Raw genomic sequence first — 23,616 nt, forward strand, 5'->3', positions numbered from 1 at the left:
GCGTTGGGCACCTTATCATTTCACTGTGTTTTTCGACCGGTTATTGCCATAAAAGTTCAAACTGGATCACAGTTTCAGCTATTGATCTTAGCAGATAACTCGCTGTGCGTATCAGGGAAAACCTAAGGTATGAACGGATAAACCGCGCCCTTTCCCTGCCTTATCGCAGCACTGCAGGGAAAGAGTATAACAAACATTTTTTACTGCGGTGTAAATCGGCGTAAATGTTGAACCGTCGCCAACCAGGCGGCGATCCAGCCAATCATCGCCGAGATCAATACCAACAGCAGGCACTCATCCCAACTTAACCCATGTAGTGTAAAGCTAGTACCGAACACCGTGGCCACCTGTGTCACAACCGAACCGAGCTTCCATACCAGCGCTTCAGAGAGAATCAGTGATAACACCGCGCCGCCGAAACCCAGCATCGCACCACCATTCAAGAATGGCCGCAGAATAAACCCATCGGTTGCCCCAATCAGTTTCATGACATTAATGGTATCACGGCGGCTAAAGATACTCAGACGCACGCTATTACCAATGACCAGGAATACGGCAACCACCATCAATACGCCAATCATGGCAGCAACTTGCCCGACCAAGCCGGTTAATGCCGCCAAACGAGCAAACCAGCTGTCATCCATACGAACTTCAGCTACCCCCTCGACCTTACTGACTCGGTCGCGCAGGGTATCGAGCGTCCCTGAACTTTGGAAATCCAGCTTAGGCGTGATAATGGCAACTGCAGGCAGCGGGTTCTCTTCCAGCATATCCAGAGCACCGCCAAAACCTGACCAGTTACGGAACTCGCCCATCGCTTCTTCCCGTGACAGATAGTTAACTTTCTCCACACCGGCCTCTGCTTTTAGCGTGGTCACGACATTTTCAGCCGCGTTATCATCCAGCGCTTTATCCAGATAGACCGTCAGTTGCGGCGTTGGATACCATTGATCCGCAGCCTGACTGACGTTCTTCCACACGATATAACACACACTTGGCAGGGTCAGCGAGATGGCAATTACCATCACGGTTAACAACGTCGCCAACGGTTGGCGCATCATATCGGCAACAGCATTAACCCACGAATAACGCCACTGTTCGCGCCAGCCGCCTTTCAGCGCCTTGGTTTTTGCTTTTTGCGCACTATTATTCGCCATGATGCGCTCCTGACATCCGCCCCTGACTTAATGTCAGAATCGGGTAGCGCCGCCGAGCAATCAACGACGTGTCGTGTGTGGCCATTAACACGGTAACGCCCACGCGGTTAAATTCTTCAAACAAACGCAAAATGCCTTCGGATAATGCATCATCCAGGTTACCGGTCGGCTCATCTGCCAGTAATACCGCAGGCTTGTTCACTACCGCCCTGGCTATACCAACACGCTGTTGCTCACCACCGGAAAGCTGAATAGGGAAGTTTTTCGCCTTATCCAACAACCCCACTTTATCCAGTGCCGCTGACACTCTGCGGCGAATATCTTCGGTGCTGGCACCTGCGATAATCAATGGCATAGCAACATTGTCATAGACCGTTCTGTCCAACAGCAGGTGGTGATCTTGAAAGATCATCCCGATCTGACGGCGCAAGAATGGCACTTCGCGATTTTTCAGGCGGCTGATGTCATGACCACCAAACCAGATATGACCAGCACTGGGGCGCTCGATGCCACAAATCAGTTTCAGCAGAGTACTTTTCCCTGCACCGGAATGACCAGTCAAAAACGCCATTTCCGCTGGGCGCAGATGAAAATCTACCCCTTGCAGCGCCTGTCGTCCGCCCAGATAAGCTTTACTGACCTGTTCAAAGCGAATCATCCGTATTAATCCTCTCGGGCAAAAAGAGCCTCAATAAAATCGTCAGCCTTAAATGGCCGTAAATCCTCTATACCTTCCCCAACACCGATATAACGGATTGGGATACCGAACTGATCTGCGATGGCAAATATTACCCCACCCTTGGCGGTGCCATCGAGCTTAGTCAGGGTAATTCCAGTCAGACCCACGGCTTCATTAAACAGTTTGGCCTGACTAACCGCATTTTGTCCGGTACTGGCATCCAACGTCAGCATAACCTCATGGGGGGCATCGCCGTCCAGCTTTTTCATCACGCGGACAATCTTCTTCAGCTCTTCCATCAAGTGAGTTTTATTTTGCAGACGCCCGGCGGTATCAGCCAACAGCACATCAATGCCTCGCGCTTTAGCGGCCTGAATAGCATCAAAAATGACTGATGCTGAGTCTGCGCCAGTATGTTGTGCAACTACAGCAATCTTGTTGCGGTCACCCCAAACTTGCAGCTGTTCTACCGCCGCTGCGCGGAAAGTGTCACCCGCCGCCAACATGACGGATTTCCCCTCAGCCTGGAATTGGCGCGCCAACTTACCAATGGTAGTAGTTTTACCCACCCCATTGACGCCAACCATTAAAATAACAAATGGATTTTTATCACTGACATCTAATGGTTTGTCTACTTTAGACAGAATCTCAGACATTTCCTCTTTGAGCTTGCCATACAACGCTTCGGCATCTTTTAGCTGTTTACGGCCAGCATGCTCTGTCAGAGAGGTAATAATTTTACGCGTAGTTTCGACACCAACGTCGGCGATCAGGAGCTGTTCTTCCAGTTCTTCAAACAGATCGTCGTCGATTTTCTTACCGCTGAATAACCCCATAAAACCGGAGCCAAGATTCTGCTTGGTTTTGATTAAGCTGCGTTTTAAGCGAGCCAAAAAACCTTCTTTCGTCGGCCGTTCTTGTTCTTGAGCCGTTGCTACGATTGTTTCTTCAGTTTCAATGTCTTGTTCGGTTTCAATGTCTTGTTCGGTTTCAATGTCTTGTTCGGCGACGATTTCGTCTCCAAGGCTAGCAAACTCCTCGATGACCTCGACCGGAGGTTCATCAACAATAGCTTGTGGCTCTGGAATATCGATAGCAACATTGCTTTCTGTCAGCGGCAATTCTGGCGCACTGACAGTACCTTCATCCCATGAGTCAACGTTGGCTTTATCACTATGACTCTGTGAGAAATGATGCTGTAAATACTGAGGATCTTCAGCGAAATCTATATTTTCTTCTGCTATTGGCGCTGTTGGTTCTGCCGTGACCTCTGGCAAAGTTTCAGCCGCAGCTTCACTAATCGCAGCGCTATCCCATTCACCTGGGGTTACCCGCTCTGGCTCTGCAGCCGTGTCAGCGGTATTTTCTGAAACTATTTCAGCCTGTTTTTCGCTGATAGCCTGCTCTTCGATAGCCAGCTCAGCTGCATCTTCTTTCTCAGTAGCCAATGGCTCTGCTGTGTGTTCTTCATTCTGGCGGCCTAAGCCCAGCCAGGAAAAAAATCCACGTTTTTTTTCTTTTGCCATTTTTGGACTCTAATTACTTTGGGTTTGCATAAATAAGATAATAGTTCGCAAGTCTATCACTTTCCCCTGAACAGCAACACGCGCGCGATGCTGCTTTCTATTGTGAATTCAATCAACAAAGGTTTAACCTTTCCCCCACACTGCACACATAGGTAGAATAGTGACTAACTTTTTTATTCAGTGCTGCAATACTGGCCAACTTTCAAGCAAAGCGATCTATGGCAAAGCGACCGATAGTAAAAGCAAAACAAGCTCCACAGCAGTCCGCAGGACAAATCCGCATCATTGGCGGTAAATGGCGAGGGCGCAAATTACCTGTACCCGTTAGCCCAGGGCTGCGCCCTACCACTGATCGGGTCAGAGAAACATTGTTCAACTGGCTTGCGCCCATGATTCAAGGTGCCCGATGTCTGGATTGCTTCGCGGGCAGCGGTGCCTTAGGGCTGGAGGCGCTATCCCGTTATGCTGGTGTTGCTATACTGCTGGAAGCTGACAGATATGTCGCTAAACAGCTGAGCAATAACCTGACGTTATTGAGTGCCACCAATGGGCAAGTGGTCAATACCAATTCTTTGCAATGGTTAACCCAGCCGGGCCAGCCTTTCGATTTGGTGTTCCTCGACCCTCCTTTTCGTAAGGGCTTACTGGCTGAAACCATCAATTTATTGGAGCAATTCAACTGGCTGACGGCTGATGCCTGGATTTATATTGAAGCAGAGGCAGAAAGTGCCGCCACTGATGTCCCGGCCAATTGGCAGTTACATCGAGAGAAAATTGCCGGGCAGGTTGCCTATCGCCTCTATATTCGTAGCGAAGAACCCCTCAAAAACACGGTATCAGCTGAAAAACAGGAGCAACACCATGTGGATTAATATCGGCCGGTTATTGATGTTAGGAGTATGGTTTTTCTTATTGTTGAATCTGTTCCAGCCATTTCCTAAGCCTTTGAAATACTTTATTGATGTCGCAATGATCTTCATGGTCTTGATGCATGGTTTGCAACTGATATTACTTAAATCTACACAGCCGAAAGATCAGCCAATCAGTGGATGGCAACAATTCAAAATTTTTGTGTTCGGGGTTTTCGAATTGTTAGCTTGGCAAAAGAAACAGCCGCCATTGCCTAAAAAATAATACTCACTGTCGCTACATATATTTTTGTTATGGCGACAGGTTATTTATTGGTCGGCTGAATTTGGAGTAAAGCCAATATAGCGCGTCCCCTGTATGTGTAGAGTGCCTTTCGCACCTTGATCTATACGATTATATTCCGACTGTGGCAGTATCATTTTGATGTCGCTGCCCTTAGTGACCTCTAGGGTACTCAATAGTGGCCGGAAATAAACTTCATAGCGTTTATCTTCAGCAACAATCTCTTCACGTTGACGCGAGCGGCGGTTTGGCGCTAATATTTCACGTTTATCAATAACTTCGGCTTGTAAGCTGCGCACCGGTGAACGGTCATTTTCTGCATCTTGCCGCTTCTTCTGCCAATATTGGCGGGTTGCCAACACGACAATCAACACCACCACAGCAATAAATAATAACGGAAGTTTATTCATAATAATCTTGCCCGCTAAAGCTCACTCGGCGAGAGGAGTTTAAGGTTTATTACCCGGTAGATAAGGGAAGCTCATCACGTTACTGCCCAGTTCAGAGATCCGAGCGCTGCCCTTTTCAGTTACCGCATCAATACGAATCACTGAATGAAGGGGGATATAGCTGCGGTTAACGCCGGAAAATTCTGTCTTCAATTTTTCTGTTGAGGGGTCAACCAGCAAGGTCGATTGACTATCAAAGACAAAATCTGCAATTTCAATAAACCCAAATAAGGTACTTGGGCCGACTTCTCTGACATAAAGCTGATAATTCTTACCATTATTTATAAACTGAATGCGATAAAGCAATTGTTCATTGGCCATGTGCTATTGCCTCTATACCCGTCATACTTCAAGCTGCATGTGTGTTGGCTGCTCTCTCTCACCCGAATCATTGACTGATGTCAACTCATCGGGACTCTCTCGCTTGCCGCCTTCCTGCAACTCGAATTATTTAGGGTTTATCCCTTGATTTAACGAACGGAAATCGGCGTTAACATAACATGTGGACCAGACAAGGCCAAGACTTCAGCAGTTTGCCCCCACAGCTAAATCTGATTATGCGCACTGCTACGCATTAAGTGGTACAAATCATGCAAATCACTGTAGTGCTGCTATCACTCTTGGCTTCCATCCCTTACACTTAATTGATGTATTCTCAGAGTCATTGGCGTTGCGGATTATCATTACAACACAGGTACTTTCACTGAAACCTGTATAGAAAAAAGGATAAATAATGAGCTGGCCATTCCTTGCCGTATTCTTTTCTGGTTGGTTGTTTGTCGATGCAACTTACCGAGGCCCACGCTGGCAACGTTGGGTATTCAAACCCGTCACTCTGTTACTGTTGCTGTTACTCGCATGGCAAGCGCCTATTCTAGGCCCTGCGGGCTATCTGATTGTTTTGGGCTTGCTGGCAACTCTGGTTGCGGATGCCCTATTGCTGCTACCCAGTGAGCGCTTACTTTATGCTCTGGGTGCATTCTTCCTCTCCCATTTACTGTATACCATTAGTTTTGCCAGTCAGATGACATTCACTCTATTCTGGCCGCTTCCCTTGGTTCTCATCATCGTGGGCGCATTGTTGTTAGCCACGATTTGGACTCGGCTAGATGAAATGCGCTGGCCTGTGGTTGCTTTCGTCGGAATGACATTACTCATGGTGTGGATGGCTGGCGAACAGTATTTTGCTCGTAGCACCGACATGAGTTTCTCATTGCTGACAGGGACAGTGCTATTGCTGCTATCTCATGTCGTCTGGCTCCTAAACCGCTATCGTTTTTCTTTCCAAGCCTCTGACGCCATTGTTGCGGGATGCTATTTTGTTGGGCACTTCCTGATTGTTAGGTCGCTGTATTTGTAATTACCCCATGACAGCGCAACATTATTTTGTGAAGTATTCTTCTGCAAGGTATTGTTTTACAAAGAACTCTGCCCAACCGGTTCCAGGGATGGAGCCTGAGTACTCAGCGCAGGATGCGTGATCTTCAGTCATGCCCTCTCTTGCTCTCAGCCCTGTTTAGTAATTATTCTCATTTACCCTCTTGACTCTGGAGTTGACTCCAAGGTGTAGAGTGCAGCTATACCGGCTAAATCCTGTATACCTTTTACATTTTGTCCAGGAGGCACCATGCATTCACATTCCGAACATCAACATTCAACAGATACACAGAGCCAATGCGGTTGTGGTCATAGTCATGCAAAAAAACAAACCGGTTGCAGTAGCCAACAAGCAACCAATGACAGCAATAACGGCACAAACTCAGTGAGTGAGCATTCACATCAAGAAGGGGGTTGCTGTAGCCAGAGTCATGCCGATGAAGGTGACGAGGAAAGCGACAGACTGACTCTCGTGACGCCTTCTGATAGTCAGCGTTTTAGTTGGCAAGTTAAAGGAATGGATTGCCCAAGTTGTGCCCGTAAAATTGAAAATGCAGTCAGCAGTCTGAGTGGCGTTGAAAATGTAAAAGTCCTGTTTGCTACAGAAAAACTGGTGGTCGATGCCCGTTTAGATATTCGCCCTCAAGTGCAGCAAGCCGTCATACAGGCAGGATTCAGTCTGGTCGATACTCAGTCTCCCACGGCGAGCAAAAACACTGCGCCAGAATCTCGTGTTCGTGAATATTTACCAATCATATTATTAACCACACTGATGCTCATCAGTTGGGGAATCTCATTATTCAGCATTCGGCTGAGCGAATTCGCCTTTGCCGCAACCACCATTGTCGGGCTGATCCCCGTTGCGACCAAAGCCTGGAAACTCATCCGCTCCGGCACACCCTTTGCAATCGAAACCTTGATGAGCGTCGCGGCTATCGGCGCGATGTTTATTGGCGCGACGGCTGAAGCTGCAATGGTATTACTGCTGTTTATGATCGGCGAATTGCTGGAATCTTATGCGGCAAACCGCGCACGCCGCGGCGTGACTGCGCTAATGGCGCTGGTACCTGAAGAGGCATTACTGCTCAAGAATGGTGAACGCCAGCAGGTGCCTGTCGCCAGTTTACGCCCTGGCGATATCATTGAAATCTCACCGGGTGGCCGTCTGCCCGCTGATGCGGAATTAATGACCCCATTTGCCAGTTTTGATGAAAGTGCTCTCACTGGCGAGTCTGTTCCTGTTGAACGGGTGCAAGGTGAGAAAGTCGCGGCAGGGAGTTTATCTGTCGATCGCGCTACCGAAATGCGAGTTATCTCTGAGCCAGGTAATAATGCCATTGACCGCATTCTACAACTCATTGAATTAGCAGAAGAACGTCGTGCGCCTATAGAGCGTTTTATTGACCGTTTCAGTCGCATTTACACTCCCGCCATTATGCTTCTCTCAGCGCTGGTGATGCTGGTTCCGCCTTTAGCTTTCGCCGAGCCTTGGGAAACCTGGATTTACCGCGGTCTGACATTGCTGCTGATTGGCTGCCCGTGTGCACTGGTCATTTCCACCCCAGCGGCCATTACCTCGGCACTGGCTGCGGCAACACGGCGCGGGGCATTGATTAAAGGGGGCGCGGCGCTTGAGCAACTGGGCCGCATTCAAACTGTTGCTTTCGATAAAACCGGTACTCTGACAGAGGGGAAACCGCAAGTCACTGATATTCTGCCAGTATCCGGCGTGAGTGAAACTCGCCTGTTAGCGCTTGCGGCAGCGGTGGAGGCGGGGTCGCACCATCCGCTGGCAATCGCCATCATGCAACGTGCGCAACAAAATACCCCCCTGTTGCCACTCGCCGAGGAACGGCGTGCGCTGGCGGGTATCGGCGTTGAGGGCACGGTTAACGGGATAGTGGTTCGTGTCAGCGCTCCCAGTAAGATATCACCGGAATTATTGAGTGCTGAGTGGCTAACGCAGCTAGATGAACTGGAAAGTAGCGGTAAAACGGCGGTCGCCGTGTTGGAAAATGAGAAATTCATTGGTTTAGTGGCACTGCGCGACACTTTACGCACTGATGCTAAACAGGCCATTAACTCACTGAAAAAGTTAGGTATTCAAGGGGTAATGCTAACGGGTGATAACCCTCGCGCGGCGGCAGCTATTGCCAGTGAACTGGGGATTGATTACCGCGCTGGATTGTTACCTGCCGATAAAGTGCAGGCAGTTATGGCGCTGAATGCGACACACCCGACAGTGATGGTGGGTGACGGTATTAATGATGCTCCGGCAATGAAAGCGGCCAGTATTGGCATCGCGATGGGCAGTGGCACTGATGTAGCATTGGAGACCGCCGATGCCGCACTGACCCATAACCGGCTGACTGGGTTGGCAGAAATCATCCTGTTATCACGAGCGGCCAACGCCAATATTCGCCAGAACATTACCATCGCATTAGGGTTAAAAGGTATTTTTCTGGTGACCACTTTACTGGGCTTAACCGGCTTGTGGCTGGCAGTATTAGCCGATTCCGGCGCAACTGCCTTAGTGACAGCAAACGCGTTGAGGTTATTGCGCAAACGAGATATTTGAAGCAACTATCTGTTTTGAAGCAAATATCAGTGTTGAACACTGGGGTAAAAGCCCATTTCATTCCGCTTTTGCCCCTTTCCTGACCAAATAGCGATAAGGCGTCTGTTGGGTATCTTGTGCCAGTAATTGGTGATCCATAAAGCGGCAAAAACCGGGGATATCACGGGTCGTGGCCGGATCATCAGCAATAATAAGCAGAGTTTGGCCGTCCTCCATATGCCGGACGGCCTTCCGCACCATCATCACCGGCTCTGGGCAGCGTAATCCTAGTGCATCAAGTGTTTTGTCCGGATCGGCAAAAATATCGGTCATTGCAGTTCTCTTGTGTGTCAGTAAACAGATTACTAATAATATAAAGTGTAAGCGAGCTTACGAAGCGGGCGAACTTATGAAGCCGAATAGTTTACTCCGCCGGTTTTTGGGTGCAAGGGGCACAATAACTTTCATAGAAAGGCTCGCGATTGCGCTAAAACTAAGCATTGCATTCGTTGCGCAAACGCGTATTATGCGGCGCGTCGTAGAAATTGCGGCACATTATGTTTGGGTTCCCTCACCCCAATAACCAAAAAGGTCACATTTATGTTTTCGTTTACTGCCCAACAGCGGATGACCGCTTTGGTATGGCTAGCGCTATTCCATATAGTCATCATTACCTCCAGTAACTATCTGGTGCAATTACCGATCGCTATCTTCGGTTTTCACACCACTTGGGGGGCTTTTACCTTTCCATTTATCTTCTTAGCCACTGACCTGACTGTACGGATTTTTGGTGCTCCTTTGGCGCGCCGGATTATTTTGTCCGTCATGCTGCCAGCCTTACTTATCTCGTATCTGATTTCCGCCCTGTTTTATCAGGGAAGCTGGCAAGGGTTCCCGGCATTAACCCGTTTTAATCTGGTGGTCGCCCGCATCGCGGTGGCGAGCTTTATGGCCTATGTGCTGGGCCAAATTCTTGATGTTCAAGTCTTTAACCGCCTCCGCCAGCGCAGCGCATGGTGGGTTGCCCCCACTGCTGCCATGTTCTTCGGCAATATCAGCGATACCATGGCTTTCTTCTTTATTGCGTTCTATCGCAGTTCAGATCCTTTTATGGCAGCCAATTGGGTGGAAATTGCCTTGGTGGATTATAGCTTCAAGCTACTGATCTGCATGTTGTTCTTCTTGCCTGCCTATGGCGTGATGCTCAATGTGTTACTGAAGTATTTTGCCCGGCAGACTGAACAGCAAACGCTAACGCGGGTCAGCCCTGCTGAATAATAGATTGCTTAATAATAGATTGCTTTTAGCATCTAAATAAGGTGCGATAAGGTCGCATACCCAAAGTGGTTGGAGTTGCCGTTCCCTCTGCAACCTCAAATCAGAAGGGGGATATTAATCATCGATAAGGGATTACCATGCATAAAATAACCAAGTTTCTTGCTGTTGGCCTGCTGGTAGCGGGATTAAGTGCCTGCGATGGCGGCAGTGATAACAATGTGGGTCAGCCCGTCAGTCTGTTAGAGGGTAAAGTGGCGTTTATTTTGCCGGCAGATTTATCTGACCAAAGCGGGAAAATGGGCAGCCAAACCAATAACATGCACGTTTACGCCAACAAAACTGGCGATAAAGCGGTTATCGTGATTTTAGGTGATAATACCAATGAAGCTTTGGATGTTCTGACTGAGCGCCTGGCTGAGCAGCAACGCGCCCGTGATGCCAACCTACAGGTTGTGACGAACAAAGCCATTAAGGTCGACGGGCATCCTTTCCAGCAGTTGGACAGCATTATTACCAGTGGTGGGCAGAAAGCTTATTCGTCCGTATTGATGGGTAAAGTCGATAACCGTTTGATGACATTACAAATTACGCTACCGGCCGATAATCAGCAGCAAGCACAGACTGAAGCTGAATCCATTATTAGCACCTTAAAATTAAGTCCATTATCACTCCCTTGAAGCTGAAATAGAATTCCTTAATGGGGTTATTGGTAACCCCCTTAAGGATAAAAATGCCCAAAGTCATTGGAAACACAGGTAGGCAGCCAGCAAGCAAATCCCGATGAGCTGACACCCGTCAGTGATTCGGGTGAGTGTGCGCAGCTAACACCCCTGTGGTTTCAAGGATGAAGGGGATTTAATGCTCGTGCCAGTAAGGTAATCGGGTGCTCGCATTTCTTGCTGGTCGACATCTCAATCTGCCATTTGCAGGTTTCGCAGTCGGTAATCACTAAATCAACGCCACTGTCTTCAATCTGTTGGAATAATGATGCCCCGATCCCTTGGGATGTTGCGTAATTCTCTGATTTAAAACCATATGTTCCGGCAATCCCGCAACATTGAGAATCTAACACCACCAGCTCAATACCCGGAATACGCTGGAGCAGCGCCAGGGTATAAGCCGTCCAGCCCATTTTCTCCATATGACAGGGAGTGTGATAAGCAATGCGCAGGGGCTTGTTTTCTGCCGAACTGTTTTGGGCCGAACTGTTTTCTTCTGAATACAGCGGCTTGAGTGGCAATTCCCGCCCTTTTTCTAATAAACGGTAGAGATAGCGAGTCGCCAGTTCCACTCTATCGCGCACCGGCGCGGTATCGACATCCAGTAAATGCGGATACTCATCGCGCAGGGTAAAAGTACAGCTTGAAGAGGTGGCGACCACCGGTATATCTCGAGTTATTACCGCGTCAGTGAGGGATTCCAAATTCACCCGCGCCTGTTTTTTCGCCTGTTCAATAAACCCATTTGCAATCAGCGGCACACCACAGCATTTCTCGCGTTTAAGCAATTGAACGCCAATGTTCATCGCATTGAATACACTGACTAAATCCTTGCCCAACTGCGGATGGTTATAATTGACAAAACAGCCGTGGAAAAATGCCACCTGTTCCGTATATTGCTGCTGTTTCTCAGCTTGTTTGCGATACCAGCGGCGGAAGGTGCCAAACGAATATTTTGGCAACTCGCGCCGGTGGTCAATTTTCAGCGCTTTATCCAGTAAAACACGTACCGGTTTTAACCCCGTGACCGCATTGATGACTGGAGCAAATGGCGTCGAGAGAGTGCCCATGAAATCGGTGTGACTGAGGATAGCATCACGCAGTTTGGGTTTATTGCTGCTGTAACTGGCTTTAGCGCGCTGGATGATGTCGCCGATTTTGACATCTGACGGGCAAGCCACTTCACAGCGCTTACAGTTAGTGCAGTATTTCAATGCATCGTCATACAGCGCCGGATCTTTCAAACGCAGGCGCTCACCATCTGGGCCAGCCTGTTTTGGCCCCGGATAAAGCGGGTTAACTTTCGCTACCGGGCAATATGTGGTGCAAACCGTGCATTTGATACAACTTTCAAAGCTGTTATCCCGTGCCAAATGTTGATGCTGAGAGAGAGGCTCATCTTGAGCGCTTTCGTGCTGTGGTAACGCCGTCATAATGTCACCTCCATTGCGCTGACAATCTGCTCTGCCACGAACAATGCACTGGTCAATGAAACCCCTGCACCGCACCCCTGTTGCAGCGGGTCATAGCCGCCGAGAACCGCGCCAATAACATGCAGGTTATCCAGCGCGACACCGCCACGCAGCGCCCGTAACCGGTTATCGGTGTTCACGCCAAATTGCAAATAAGGTTGCGGCGCAAACATATTGCTGTGGCTCCAATCTGCTCGGTTTGGCAGTGATAAAATATCCAAGTCCAGTATGGGTTCATAGATATGCTCAAAAGTCGCCACCAGCCCATTACTGAAGAAACTGCCGCTCGCCAGCACCATCTGGGCCGCCCGCAGCGGAATATCACCATGATTGCGGCTATACAGCCCGGTAATTCGGTTCCCTACCAGTTCGGCGCGCAATACTGCATCACCCGGCATGACAATACCGCCCAATTGCTGGAAACGACGGCGCAGGGCTTGATGTAAGCGCATGCCGAGCAATGACGGTGGTAATGTTGGCAACAATTGAATTGGTTTGCCCACCGCCGCACGCAGCGCTTCTAAGGGTGCTGATTCATCCAGCCCAATGCAGGCTGGCAGTAAAATCATTTCCGCTGTTGATGACAACCGCGCCAGTTCATCGGCCAGCGGTTGCCGGTTTTCGGGCAAATCCAGCACCCGCGCAATATTCACCGCACGGAATTCACTGGGATTATCGCGCAAGCGGTCGAGCGCCGGTAAATGCAGATAATCTGCTGTAGCTTCAACGCCCTGCTCCTGCAAAGCACTGGCAACCATCTGTGGCTGAAAATCGAGGAATCCTTCAATGCCAATTACCGCCACTTTTTGCCACGGCAGCGGGCCTTTTAATGGCGCGACGGGAATATCCGACGAACTCAACCACGTGGGGCGGCAGCTGCCCAGCGGGGTCAGGCGCAAGTGATTTTCAGCCGCGCTGCCGACCAGATTCAGCCCGCAGCGGCTTAACAAGGATTCAGCTTGATACGCAAGCTCGCCCACCGGCCCTGTTTGTCCCATTTTGCTATAAGGGTGTTCAGGCGCTAGCTCCGCTAAGGTTTCAAGCGCTGAAAGTGGCTGGCTGACCGCCTGCCCATTGGGTAATTTCGCCAACAGATCCAAAGAACCGGAGGAGAAATGCAGCGCATTTTGACCGGCGCTGACAATCGCGCAATATTTACCTTGCTCGGCGAGGCGGATACCGCAAGCCAGCCCAGCTAATCCACCACCGATGATAATCACATCAAATTTCATCGCGTTTCTCCTGCACATGGGCCGCACTCGGGCTATCATCCAAACCACAAAGTCCTTGATAAACCCAATGGGTAAACTCACTTTCCCGCAGCGCGTCGCCCCAAGCTATTGGGCGCACACCTTTCCAGCGCTCATTCAAAAACTGGCTAAGTTGTTCACGGGATTGTTGCGGTGTGGTCACTTTAAAACGGCTGAGTAAGCCCGCCGCCCGGCAAGCGCAAAGCTCTCCCTGGCACGTCCCCATACCAACGCGAGTGCGGCGGCGTAAATCCAATAGGTTATTAACTGACAAAGATTCAATGGCATAGCGCACTTCACCGGCGGTGACCGCCTCGCATTCACACACTAAACTGTTGTCCAGACGGTTTCCTGCTAATAACTGGGTCGCGCGGTCGCCATGACGATAAACGGCTGAGCCGCGAATACTGGCGGGCAAAGAAATCACTTTGCTGAGGGTTTGTTCTGCTGATTGCTGTGAACCAGGAAGTGGCTCTTGGGCCGTGGTGCAAGCCGCTGTCACACCAAGCTTTTCACAAACTTTATCTGTTGCCCACTCAGCCATCAACCGGTAAGTCATCAACTTGCCGCCAGTGATGGTGATAAAGCCCTCCAGCCCATCACGGCTGGCGTGGTCAAGCAAGACGATGCCGCGGCTGACATTACGCCCCGACGGATCATCATCACTGGCGACCAGCGGCCTGACTCCGGCATAAGCGCGTAAAATGCGCGTTTGCGCCAGTTGCGGCGATAATTTTGACCCTTCGCGAATTAAGGTATCCACCTCTTGTGCCGTGACGACCATATTATCTATCTGATCGTATTCAATATGAGTGGAGGTGGTGCCGATCAGTGAAATGGTATCGCCCGGTACCAAAATATCGGCGTCAGCCGGTTTACGGCAGCGGTTGATCACCATGTTGTTGATGCGGTGGCCGAGGATCAACAGCGCGCCTTTGGCAGGAAACATGCGAATACGAAGATCGGCATATTCAGCAATGTGCTGACCCCAGATCCCCGCCGCATTGACCACGATTTGCGCATGGATATCATATTGACGCTGATTTTTACTGTCGAAAACGCGCACGCCGCTCACCCGGTCGCCGTGACGTAATAATCCGATAACTTGATGATAAGTCAGTACATTGGCCCCGTGCTCACGGGCATCCAACATATTGGCGGCGGTGAGGCGGAAGGGGTCAACTGTGCCATCTGGCACACGGACGGCAGCAATCAGCGTGGGGTTAGCAGCAGGTTCCAGCCGCAATGCTTGCTTTGGATCAATAGCTTCGGCGTCGATCCCCGCCTCCTGGCAGCGCGCAATAAACTGCGCCTGATATTCCAGTGAGTCTTCCGGCAAGGTGATAAACAAACCATCGGTTTGCTCAATACAATGGCGGGCAATACGTTTCAGAATCCGGTTTTCTTCAATACATTCACGGGCGGATTCGCTGTCAGTCACAGCATAACGCGCACCACTGTGTAATAAGCCATGGTTGCGGCCAGTCGCGCCGGTGGCAATATCATGCCGCTCAAGCAGAGTACAAGCCAAACCCCGCCGAGCACAGTCTCGGGCAATTCCGGCACCCGTCGCGCCACCACCAATGATGATGACATCCGTTTCTGTGTAAGGAGAACTGTTCGTCATGAAAGACCCCATATTATCAGACAGCCGCCTGGCGGCTAATTATGAGTCTATTGAGCCACAGTCTTTATGGGTATTGTTTGATAAGGAACAAAAACGAACTAAAAACGAAAATAATATGGTGTATAAAAACCATGATTGTGATCAAAGTCACAGGTAATTTGTCATTAGCGGTTTCAAAATGTTAACCAATCGCTCAAAATTGCCGCCGCTTTCATATAACTGTAACAAATGCGCCATCACTCACAGATAAGTTTCGCAATCCTATCTAGTATGACGCTCGTTATGGAACATAAACGACAATTGCTGCGCCGTTTACCCATCGGCAGCGTTTAACCACCGGATAGATACCAGGCTATACCGGAGTCAAAAACTACAAAAAAAGCCATCGGAGGCACTCATGTTGAGTATTTTTAAGCCCGCGCCACATGTGGCACGGCTGCCCGCAGACCAGGTTGACCCCACCTACCGCCGCTTACGCTGGCAAATTTTCATGGGTATATTCTTCGGTTACGCGGCCTACTATCTGGTGCGTAAAAACTTTACTCTGGCCATGCCGTATTTGATCGAACAAGGTTTCTCTCGTGGGGATCTGGGTTTCGCACTATCCGGTATTTCTATTGCTTATGGTTTCTCAAAATTCATCATGGGTTCGGTGTCTGACCGTTCGAATCCACGAGTATTCCTCTCTGCCGGTTTGATTCTCTCCGCAGCCGTGATGCTGTTTATGGGTTTCGTACCTTGGGCAACATCCAGTATCGCCGTGATGTTTGTGCTGCTGTTCTTATGCGGCTGGTTCCAGGGGATGGGTTGGCCGCCATGTGGCCGTACCATGGTGCACTGGTGGTCGAAGAAAGAACGCGGCAGTATCGTTTCGGTCTGGAACTGCGCCCATAATGTCGGTGGTGGCTTGCCGCCATTACTGTTCTTGCTGGGTATGGCATGGTTTAACGACTGGAAAGCTGCGCTCTATATGCCCGCTTTCGGTGCCATTTTGGTGGCATTGATTGTCTTCGGCCTGATGCGTGATACTCCTCAATCTGTTGGCTTGCCTCCGATTGAAGAGTACAAAAACGACTATCCGGATGACTATAGCGAAGAAGCGGAAGAAGAGCTGACCGCGAAACAAATCTTTATGCAATACATCTTGCCCAACAAACTGTTGTGGTATATCGCGATTGCTAACGTTTTTGTTTATTTGCTACGTTACGGCATCCTCGACTGGTCACCAACCTACCTGAAAGAAGTCAAACACTTCGCGCTGGATAAATCCTCATGGGCTTATTTCCTGTATGAATACGCTGGTATTCCAGGGACGCTGCTGTGTGGTTGGATGTCCGACAAAGTGTTTAAAGGTAACCGTGGTGCCACCGGTGTGTTCTTTATGACATTGGTAACTATCGCGACCATCATTTACTGGCTGAACCCGGTCGGTAACCCAGGTATCGATATGGCCTGTATGATCACTATCGGCTTCCTGATTTACGGCCCGGTGATGTTAATTGGCTTGCATGCCCTTGAATTAGCGCCGAAAAAAGCAGCGGGTACTGCCGCAGGATTTACCGGTTTGTTCGGTTATCTGGGTGGCTCGGTTGCGGCCAGCGCCATTGTTGGTTACACCGTTGACTACTTCGGTTGGGACGGTGGCTTTATGGTCATGATTGGCGGCAGCATTATAGCGGTTCTGTTATTGGTCGTCGTCATGTTCAGTGAGAAAAAACATCACGCTGAGCTGGCCAGACAGGCCGAGCTGGATAAAAAATAATATCCAAATGATTAAGTAGCTTACAGGCTGTGCCGTTATCTATATGGATTAATAACGACACAGCCTTTTTTACCCCTACCCGATACCCAATAGATTTCAAGTTGCAGGAAGGCGGCACACATCTGCAGCTTGAAAGATGACGGGTATAAAAGGAGCACTATCAATGCAAACCCACATCAAATCACTGATAGCGAGTATGATTCTGGCATCCTCAGTCGTCGGCATGGCGCAGGCGGCAGAACCCTTAGTCAAAGATAAATCAGCAGATAAAGTTGTCATCGCGCATCGCGGTGCCAGTGGCTACTTGCCGGAGCACTCACTGCCCGCTAAAGCGATGGCCTACGCACAAGGTGCTGATTATCTTGAACAAGATTTGGTGATGACCAAAGATAATGAGTTAGTGGTTCTCCATGACCATTATCTCGACCGAGTGACAGATGTCGCCGATCGCTTCCCTGATCGCGCCCGTAAAGATGGCCGTTATTACGCCATTGACTTCACTCTGCCGGAAATCAAATCACTGAAATTTACCGAAGGCTTTGATATTGGTAAAGATGGTAAGAAAGTGCAGAGCTATCCGGGCCGCTTCCCAATGGGCAAGTCTGATTTCCGTGTGCACACTTTCCAGGAAGAGATTGAATTTGTTCAGGGGCTGAATCATTCAACCGGTAAAAATATTGGTATCTACCCTGAAATCAAAGCGCCATGGTTCCATAAGCAGGAAGGGAAAGATATTTCCACCAAGGTGTTGGAAGTATTGAAACAGTACGGTTACACCACCAAAGCCGATAAAGTCTATCTGCAATGCTTTGATGCCAATGAATTAAAACGCATCAAAAATGAGCTGGAACCCAAGATGGGCATGGACCTGAAACTGGTTCAACTGGTGGCTTACACTGACTGGAAAGAAACCTACGAACAGAAACCTAATGGCGAGTGGGTTAATTACAGCTATGACTGGATGTTCAAGCCAGGCGCAATGAAGAAAATCGCGCAATATGCTGACGGCATCGGCCCTGACTACCATATGCTGGTGGTTGAAACCTCGACGCCAAATAACATCAAGCTGACAGATATGGTCAAGGAAGCGCATGCCAGCAATATGATGGTGCATCCGTTTACTATCCGCGCGGACAAACTGCCTAAATACGCCACTGATGTAAACCAACTGTTTGATATTATTTACAATCAAGCCGGGGTTGACGGGGTATTTACCGACTTCCCAGATAAGGGTGTGCAATTCCTGCAAAAACAGGGGCAACACCAGTAAGTGACTTATCTGAGATAACTTAAGATCTCGGATAACTTAACATAAGAAATGGCGCACTCATCTACAGTGCGCCATTTTTTTACTGCAATAAATCAGTTATTTATCAGTGCCTAAAAACATTTTTCGCAGATAATGGGGTACTGCGTCATCGGCATTTGAGCCGATCACTTCCAGGTTCGGCAACATATCTTTTAGACGCTGATGGGCATCGCGCATGATACAGCCCTTGCCCGACATAGACAGCATTTCCAGATCATTCATACCATCACCAAACGCGATACATTCTTTCAATGAATAACCAATGATTTTAGACACTTGCTCAAGCGCATGGCCCTTGGATACTCCGCCGCCCATCACTTCCAGACAGGTCGGGAAAGAGAAGCTGACATTCACTCGATCGCCCCAACGCGCATTGATGGCTTCTTCCAAAATCAATAACTTATCGTGATCTTCGCAGGTGAAGTAAACCTTACACACCCCGTCGGTCGGCAGCAAAGCCGGTTCGAACACTTGATATTTGAACACCGACTCGCGGAAAAACTCTTCCTGTTCAGGGCTTTCTCGGTTCATGTACCATTCATCATTCAAATAAACGTTGGTCAGAATATCTGGATTGTGATGTTCAATATTGTACAGATCACGGGCAATGTCAGCATCGAGGTTATGACTGAAAATCAGTTCCCCTGCGGTGTTATGCACGCGCGCGCCGTTGGAGGTTATCATAAAGGCGCTGATATCCAGGTTGTCGCGGATTTGGGCCACATCAATATGGTGGCGGCCAGTCGCAAACACAAAGTGCACATCGCGCTGCGTCAGCAACTTGAGTGTCTCTTTGGTATAAGGCGTCAATATGTGGTCAGGTGACAGCAGGGTGCCATCTAAATCGGAAGCAACAACATGATACATAGCGGTATGTTCTAACCTCTGGTGGTGTCGGGATCTTGAGGGCCGACTGATGATTGATGTTGCGCAAAAAAGCGCAATATGGCGCTTAGCGCCTCGGCACGCAGGGTGTCCCGTTCGAACAGGATCTCATGGCGTGCACCTTGAATGACCTTAGGCTGCCCCCCTTCGCAAGGGTGCCCCGCCAGAATCATTGCCTGAGAAAATGCATTATGGGCCGGGTTATGTACTACCCGATCCTCGCTGGCCTGTAGTAACAGAACCGGCGTAGTAATTTTGTCTGCCTGGGCGATAATTTGCTCACCCACCAGCATGCTTTCACGGATCCAATGATAAGTTGGCCCGCCGACACGGATTTCTGGTGCATCCGCATATTGGCGCAAATAGCGGCGATAGCGCTCACGGCTGTGAGTCAACATATTGACCATATAGGGTAATGGCCGCCATTGCCCGGTGCCGATGGCGTAATAATCCCGCAGTTTTTGATGCTTTTCAGCCCAGTCGACAATCCGGTGAGCCAGCCAGCCCGGCATCGGCAAATGGATGCCAAACATCGGCGCACAAAGCGCCACGGCATCAAATACCTCGGGCTGCTGCGCCAAAAAGCGCGTCAGAATTGCGCCCCCCATAGAATGGGCCAGTGCAAAACGCTGCTGATAATGGCTACCGGTTATTTCGCGCTGCACCAACTGCGCAAAATCTTCAATGTAATCATCAAATTTGATCACATGTCCGCGGTTACCATCCTCCAGCATACGCCCTGATCGCCCCTGACCACGGTGATCCAACACTATAACATCATAGCCTTGCTGGAAGAGATCATAAGCAACTTCGGGGTATTTGACGTAACTTTCAATGCGGCCAGGCACCACCACTACCACGCGGGTATGTTCGGGAGAGCGAAAACGGACATAGCGAATGGGGATATTATCGACCCCCATAAACTCGTCTTCATCCCGCTGCTGCCAAAAATCTAACAATGGGCCGTTAACAAAAGCAGCAAACTGCTCTTCACGGGCCAACCAGCTATTATCTAACGGCATAGTTTGTCTCTATAGCGGCATAGTTTGTCTCTATAGCGGCATAGTTTATCTCTAACAACATAGTGCGGCCCGATATAATATAACGTTATAAATCATAGCTGATTGCATCCTTTGGCTGGAGTAACTGGGCACTCTGTGAGCCATAGCACAATGATTAGCAATAGAGTATTGTGGCATAAATTTATGCATTCAGGGAGTTTTGCCAATGACATTAGATTGGTGGTTAACTTATCTGCTGACCACAATTATTCTCAGTTTGTCCCCCGGTTCGGGTGCCATCAACACCATGAGCACCACCATCAGTCATGGCACGCGCGGCGTGATTGCCTCCATCTGCGGATTACAATTGGGGCTGGCTGTACATATTGTGCTGGTCGGTGTGGGCCTTGGCGCACTGATTTCACAATCTCTGCTGGCATTTGAACTATTAAAATGGCTCGGAGCGGCTTATTTAATTTGGCTTGGCATACAACAATGGCGCGCCGCCGGGGCGCTGGACTTGCATGCATTGGCGAACAGCATGCCACGGCGCAAGTTGTTTAAACGCGCAGTGTTCGTCAACCTGACCAACCCGAAAAGCATTGTTTTCCTGGCCGCGTTGTTCCCACAATTTGTCCTGCCGCATCAACCGCAGGTGGCGCAATATCTGATTCTCGGCAGCACCAGTGTGATAGTCGATATTATCGTGATGATGGGTTACGCGACTCTTGCTACGCGAATTGCGGGCTGGATTAAATCACCGCAGCAAATGAAATTATTGAACCGAATATTTGGTAGCTTATTCATGTTGATAGGCGCATTACTGGCCACCGCACGAAAAGTATAACGCCGTTATGATGCCCCCAATCGGGCAATTCACCGGTCGGGGAACTCGCTAGCGGGACAATATTAGGTGGATACCAAAACCGGTGAATAGCACCCCTGCCAGCCCATCAATCCATTTGGATAACCGCTGATAGCCACGGCGCATCACCGGTAAAGCAAAGACGCAGGCCACAATACTGAACCAGACAAAAGTCTCCGCGATAATCAGCACAAACAGGCCCCAACGCGCGCCCGCACTGACGTCATCGCCGACAAACAGTGAGAACACGCTGCCGAAATAGATAACAGCTTTGGGGTTCGATAAATTAGTCAGAAAACCACGCACGAAAGTCCGGCCACGCGCAGGAAGTGCAACTTGCACCTCACTTTCTGAAGTATCTTGTTTGGAACGGGCGGATTTCAGCAGTTGCCAACCCATCCAGCACAAATATAACCCACCGCCGACCATAATGATTTCATGTAACCACGCCATTTTCTGCAAAATGAGATTTAGCCCCATCAGGGCGACACCAGCCCAAACCACAATCCCCAGCGAAATACCGACCACACCCATCATGGCTTCGCGCCGTGAGCGGCTGGCCGCGGTTTGCGAGACAAAAAAGAAATCCGGGCCGGGGCTCATCAGAGCCACCAGATGCACTAGCGCGACAGTCAGAAATAGCATTAGCATAATAAGATTCTCATAGCAGGAAAGGCGACCCGTTAGTCGTCGTTGTTATCTACGTGGTCGCGGATCATCGCCATAAACGGCGCACCAAAGCGCTCCAATTTACGTTGCCCGACGCCATTGACACTCAACAGCTCGCTGGCCGTGATCGGCATCTGCTCCGCCATCTCCAACAAGGTGGTGTCGTTAAACACCACATAAGGCGGAATATTGCCTTCGTCGGCGATAGATTTGCGCAATTTACGCAATTTGGCGAATAATTTGCGGTCGTAATTGCCGCCATAGGATTTTTGATTAGCACTGCTGCGCACTTTCAAACTCTGAATACGCGGCACCGCCAATTGTAACGGCAATTCAGCACGTAATACTGGGCGCGCGGCTTCGGTCAACTGCAAAGCAGAGAACATCGCGATATTTTGACTCAGTAATCCGAGGTGAATTAGCTGGCGCAACACACTGACCCAGTGCTCATGACTTTGCTCGCGACCAATGCCGTAGACCGACAGTTTGTCATGACCAAACTCACGAATGCGCTGATTATTTGCCCCGCGCAGCACCTCGACGATATAGCCCAAACCAAACCGTTGCCCGACCCGATACACACAAGACAGCGCTTTTTGCGCATCCGCCAGCCCATCGTAGCGCTTTGGCGGATCCAAACAAATATCGCAGTTACCGCATGGCTGCTGCTTGCCCTCACCAAAATAGTTCAGCAACACCAATCGGCGGCAGGTTTGTGCTTCGGCAAAAGCCCCCATCGCATTGAGTTTATGCCGCTCAATATCTTGTTGTGCGCCAGCCGGTTTCTCTTCCAGACAGCGGCGTAACCACGCCATATCGGCCGGGTCATACAGCAATATTGCCTCGGCGGGCAGGCCATCACGCCCGGCTCGGCCAGTTTCCTGATAGTAAGATTCAATAGTGCGCGGAATATCAAAATGCACCACAAAGCGGACGTTGGGTTTGTTAATCCCCATGCCGAAAGCCACGGTGGCAACCACCACTTGCAAGTCATCACGCTGGAAAGCTTCCTGCACCTGCGCCCGGCGCTCATTGTCCAGCCCCGCATGGTAAGCCGCCACACTTAAACCACGGCTTTGTAGGCGCGCGGTGGTGTCTTCCACTTTTGCCCGACTATTGCAGTAAATAATGCCACTTTTGCCGCGCTGGTCTTGAACAAAGCGCCACAGTTGATCAAGGGGTTTGAACTTCTCTACCAAGGTGTAGCGAATATTGGGGCGGTCAAAACTGCTGACCTGAATTAAGGGCTGCTCCAGATTAAGCAGCCGCACGATATCACCGCGCGTGGCTTCATCAGCCGTCGCGGTCAGCGCTATTACGGGTAAATCAGGGAAACGTTGCTTTAACTGACCAAGGGCACGGTATTCCGGGCGGAAATCATGGCCCCATTGAGAGATACAGTGCGCCTCATCCACCGCCAACAGCGCAGGACGCCATTGATGCAGTTGGTCGAGAAAACTCTCCATCACCAGCCGTTCCGGCGCGATATACAGCAGCTTAATTTGACCACTGCGGCACCCGTCCATCACCGCCAATTGCTGCTCGCGAGTTTGTGATGAGTTTAAGCACCCCGCGCCCACGCCATAGGCCAGCAGTTGGTCAACCTGGTCTTTCATCAAAGAGATTAGCGGGGAGACCACCAGCGTTAAGCCATCCGTCACCAATGCCGGAATCTGATAGCACAAGGATTTACCACCGCCCGTTGGCATCACGACCAGACAGTCTTGCCCTGATAGGGTGGCATTGATAATTTCTTGTTGTCCGGGTCGGAATTGCTGGTAGCCGAAAGTATCTCGCAATACTTGCTGTGCCAGTAACTCCCTATTTATCACTGCGGCGGTTGACACACTATTCCCCAACTATGAGATCTGCACAGGCCGGT

Annotated in this window: 23 protein-coding genes; 10 read left to right on the forward strand and 13 right to left on the reverse strand. The window is 49.8% G+C overall.

Annotated elements, in window-relative coordinates; genetic code table 11:
* Positions 1-200 precede the first annotated feature (200 nt).
* From ftsX to ftsY, 3 genes are read right to left on the reverse strand one after another with little or no spacing between them, the layout of a single operon-like run.
* A complete protein-coding gene (gene ftsX, locus FTA91_RS18305) occupies positions 201-1,157 on the reverse strand; it encodes a permease-like cell division protein FtsX (RefSeq protein WP_145536052.1) in 957 nt (318 codons plus the stop codon).
* Positions 1,147-1,815, reverse strand: a complete 669-nt coding sequence (gene ftsE / locus FTA91_RS18310) for a cell division ATP-binding protein FtsE (protein ID WP_004391337.1) — start codon at positions 1,813-1,815, stop codon at positions 1,147-1,149. The genes ftsX and ftsE overlap by 11 nt, the downstream gene beginning before the upstream one ends.
* A 5-nt stretch (positions 1,816-1,820) precedes the next feature.
* The gene (gene ftsY, locus FTA91_RS18315) at positions 1,821-3,362 is read right to left on the reverse strand and encodes a signal recognition particle-docking protein FtsY (RefSeq protein WP_145583745.1); all 1,542 of its coding nucleotides are present in this window, start codon (positions 3,360-3,362) and stop codon (positions 1,821-1,823) included.
* A gap of 218 nt (positions 3,363-3,580) precedes the next feature.
* Between ftsY and rsmD the strand changes: the two genes are divergently transcribed.
* A complete protein-coding gene (gene rsmD, locus FTA91_RS18320) occupies positions 3,581-4,234 on the forward strand; it encodes a 16S rRNA (guanine(966)-N(2))-methyltransferase (protein WP_050115171.1) in 654 nt (217 codons plus the stop codon).
* On the forward strand, positions 4,224-4,496 hold the full coding sequence (locus FTA91_RS18325; protein ID WP_004391333.1) for a DUF1145 family protein: 273 nt from the start codon (positions 4,224-4,226) through the stop codon (positions 4,494-4,496). The genes rsmD and FTA91_RS18325 overlap by 11 nt, the downstream gene beginning before the upstream one ends.
* 44 nt (positions 4,497-4,540) lie before the next feature.
* On the opposite strand, the gene FTA91_RS18330 is transcribed toward FTA91_RS18325, so the two are convergent.
* Both FTA91_RS18330 and FTA91_RS18335 read right to left on the reverse strand, forming a co-directional pair.
* Positions 4,541-4,924 (reverse strand): DUF2500 domain-containing protein, encoded by a 384-nt coding sequence (locus FTA91_RS18330; protein ID WP_145583747.1) that lies wholly within the window; start codon positions 4,922-4,924, stop codon positions 4,541-4,543.
* Between the two features lie 39 nt (positions 4,925-4,963).
* Positions 4,964-5,284, reverse strand: coding sequence for a DUF1820 family protein (locus FTA91_RS18335; protein ID WP_004710182.1), 321 nt, complete (start codon positions 5,282-5,284; stop codon positions 4,964-4,966).
* Between the two features lie 412 nt (positions 5,285-5,696).
* Between FTA91_RS18335 and FTA91_RS18340 the strand changes: the two genes are divergently transcribed.
* Together FTA91_RS18340 and FTA91_RS18345 are read left to right on the forward strand one after the other, a co-directional pair.
* The gene (locus FTA91_RS18340; protein ID WP_050115175.1) at positions 5,697-6,323 is read left to right on the forward strand and encodes a lysoplasmalogenase; all 627 of its coding nucleotides are present in this window, start codon (positions 5,697-5,699) and stop codon (positions 6,321-6,323) included.
* Positions 6,324-6,590: 267 nt separating this feature from the next.
* Positions 6,591-8,918, forward strand: coding sequence for a zinc/cadmium/mercury/lead-transporting ATPase (locus FTA91_RS18345; protein ID WP_145536054.1), 2,328 nt, complete (start codon positions 6,591-6,593; stop codon positions 8,916-8,918).
* A gap of 57 nt (positions 8,919-8,975) precedes the next feature.
* On the opposite strand, the gene tusA is transcribed toward FTA91_RS18345, so the two are convergent.
* On the reverse strand, positions 8,976-9,230 hold the full coding sequence (tusA, locus tag FTA91_RS18350; RefSeq protein ID WP_050115179.1) for a sulfurtransferase TusA: 255 nt from the start codon (positions 9,228-9,230) through the stop codon (positions 8,976-8,978).
* A gap of 267 nt (positions 9,231-9,497) precedes the next feature.
* Here tusA and FTA91_RS18355 point away from each other — a divergent pair, with 267 nt between their 5' ends.
* Positions 9,498-10,175: a 7-cyano-7-deazaguanine/7-aminomethyl-7-deazaguanine transporter gene (locus tag FTA91_RS18355; protein ID WP_050115181.1), complete on the forward strand. Its 678-nt coding sequence runs from the start codon at positions 9,498-9,500 to the stop codon at positions 10,173-10,175.
* A gap of 137 nt (positions 10,176-10,312) precedes the next feature.
* Positions 10,313-10,852, forward strand: coding sequence for a DcrB family lipoprotein (locus FTA91_RS18360; protein ID WP_050115183.1), 540 nt, complete (start codon positions 10,313-10,315; stop codon positions 10,850-10,852).
* Between the two features lie 161 nt (positions 10,853-11,013).
* Here the strand turns inward: FTA91_RS18360 and glpC are convergent, their stop codons facing one another.
* The 3 genes from glpC to glpA are packed head-to-tail and all read right to left on the reverse strand — an operon-like array spanning position 11,014 to position 15,243.
* On the reverse strand, positions 11,014-12,327 hold the full coding sequence (gene glpC / locus FTA91_RS18365) for an anaerobic glycerol-3-phosphate dehydrogenase subunit GlpC (RefSeq protein ID WP_145536055.1): 1,314 nt from the start codon (positions 12,325-12,327) through the stop codon (positions 11,014-11,016).
* Positions 12,324-13,598: a glycerol-3-phosphate dehydrogenase subunit GlpB gene (glpB, locus tag FTA91_RS18370; RefSeq protein WP_050115187.1), complete on the reverse strand. Its 1,275-nt coding sequence runs from the start codon at positions 13,596-13,598 to the stop codon at positions 12,324-12,326. The genes glpC and glpB overlap by 4 nt, the downstream gene beginning before the upstream one ends.
* Complete coding sequence (gene glpA / locus FTA91_RS18375) at positions 13,588-15,243, reverse strand: anaerobic glycerol-3-phosphate dehydrogenase subunit A (RefSeq protein WP_050115189.1); 1,656 nt, start codon at positions 15,241-15,243, stop codon at positions 13,588-13,590. The genes glpB and glpA overlap by 11 nt, the downstream gene beginning before the upstream one ends.
* Between glpA and FTA91_RS20185 the strand changes: the two genes are divergently transcribed.
* The 3 genes from FTA91_RS20185 to glpQ all read left to right on the forward strand — a co-directional run bounded on the left by FTA91_RS20185 (position 15,242) and on the right by glpQ (position 18,275).
* Complete coding sequence (locus FTA91_RS20185) at positions 15,242-15,400, forward strand: hypothetical protein (protein ID WP_167310407.1); 159 nt, start codon at positions 15,242-15,244, stop codon at positions 15,398-15,400. The two genes, glpA and FTA91_RS20185, sit on opposite strands and share 2 nt — an antisense overlap.
* A 240-nt stretch (positions 15,401-15,640) precedes the next feature.
* Complete coding sequence (glpT, locus tag FTA91_RS18380; protein WP_050115190.1) at positions 15,641-17,005, forward strand: glycerol-3-phosphate transporter; 1,365 nt, start codon at positions 15,641-15,643, stop codon at positions 17,003-17,005.
* A gap of 163 nt (positions 17,006-17,168) precedes the next feature.
* Positions 17,169-18,275, forward strand: a complete 1,107-nt coding sequence (glpQ, locus tag FTA91_RS18385) for a glycerophosphodiester phosphodiesterase (RefSeq protein WP_145583748.1) — start codon at positions 17,169-17,171, stop codon at positions 18,273-18,275.
* Between the two features lie 96 nt (positions 18,276-18,371).
* Here glpQ and yigL read toward each other — a convergent pair whose 3' ends face one another.
* Positions 18,372-19,181: a sugar/pyridoxal phosphate phosphatase YigL gene (gene yigL / locus FTA91_RS18390; RefSeq protein ID WP_004391312.1), complete on the reverse strand. Its 810-nt coding sequence runs from the start codon at positions 19,179-19,181 to the stop codon at positions 18,372-18,374.
* 11 nt (positions 19,182-19,192) lie between these two features.
* Positions 19,193-20,221 carry a lysophospholipase L2 gene (gene pldB, locus FTA91_RS18395; protein WP_050115194.1) on the reverse strand — a complete coding sequence of 343 codons (1,029 nt, stop codon included), beginning with the start codon at positions 20,219-20,221 and terminating at the stop codon, positions 19,193-19,195.
* 205 nt (positions 20,222-20,426) lie between these two features.
* On the opposite strand from pldB, the gene rhtB reads away from it, so the two are divergent.
* Entirely contained in the window at positions 20,427-21,047 is a 621-nt protein-coding gene (rhtB, locus tag FTA91_RS18400; RefSeq protein WP_050115197.1) for a homoserine/homoserine lactone efflux protein, read from the forward strand.
* 48 nt (positions 21,048-21,095) lie between these two features.
* Here the strand turns inward: rhtB and rhtC are convergent, their stop codons facing one another.
* Together rhtC and recQ are read right to left on the reverse strand one after the other, a co-directional pair.
* Positions 21,096-21,716, reverse strand: a complete 621-nt coding sequence (gene rhtC / locus FTA91_RS18405; RefSeq protein ID WP_145583750.1) for a threonine export protein RhtC — start codon at positions 21,714-21,716, stop codon at positions 21,096-21,098.
* Positions 21,717-21,748: 32 nt separating this feature from the next.
* Positions 21,749-23,581 (reverse strand): ATP-dependent DNA helicase RecQ, encoded by a 1,833-nt coding sequence (gene recQ / locus FTA91_RS18410; protein ID WP_145536056.1) that lies wholly within the window; start codon positions 23,579-23,581, stop codon positions 21,749-21,751.
* Between the last annotated feature and the right edge of the window lie 35 nt (positions 23,582-23,616).

Origin of the sequence: Yersinia thracica (genome assembly GCF_902170565.1) — a bacterium.
GTDB lineage: Bacteria > Pseudomonadota > Gammaproteobacteria > Enterobacterales > Enterobacteriaceae > Yersinia > Yersinia thracica.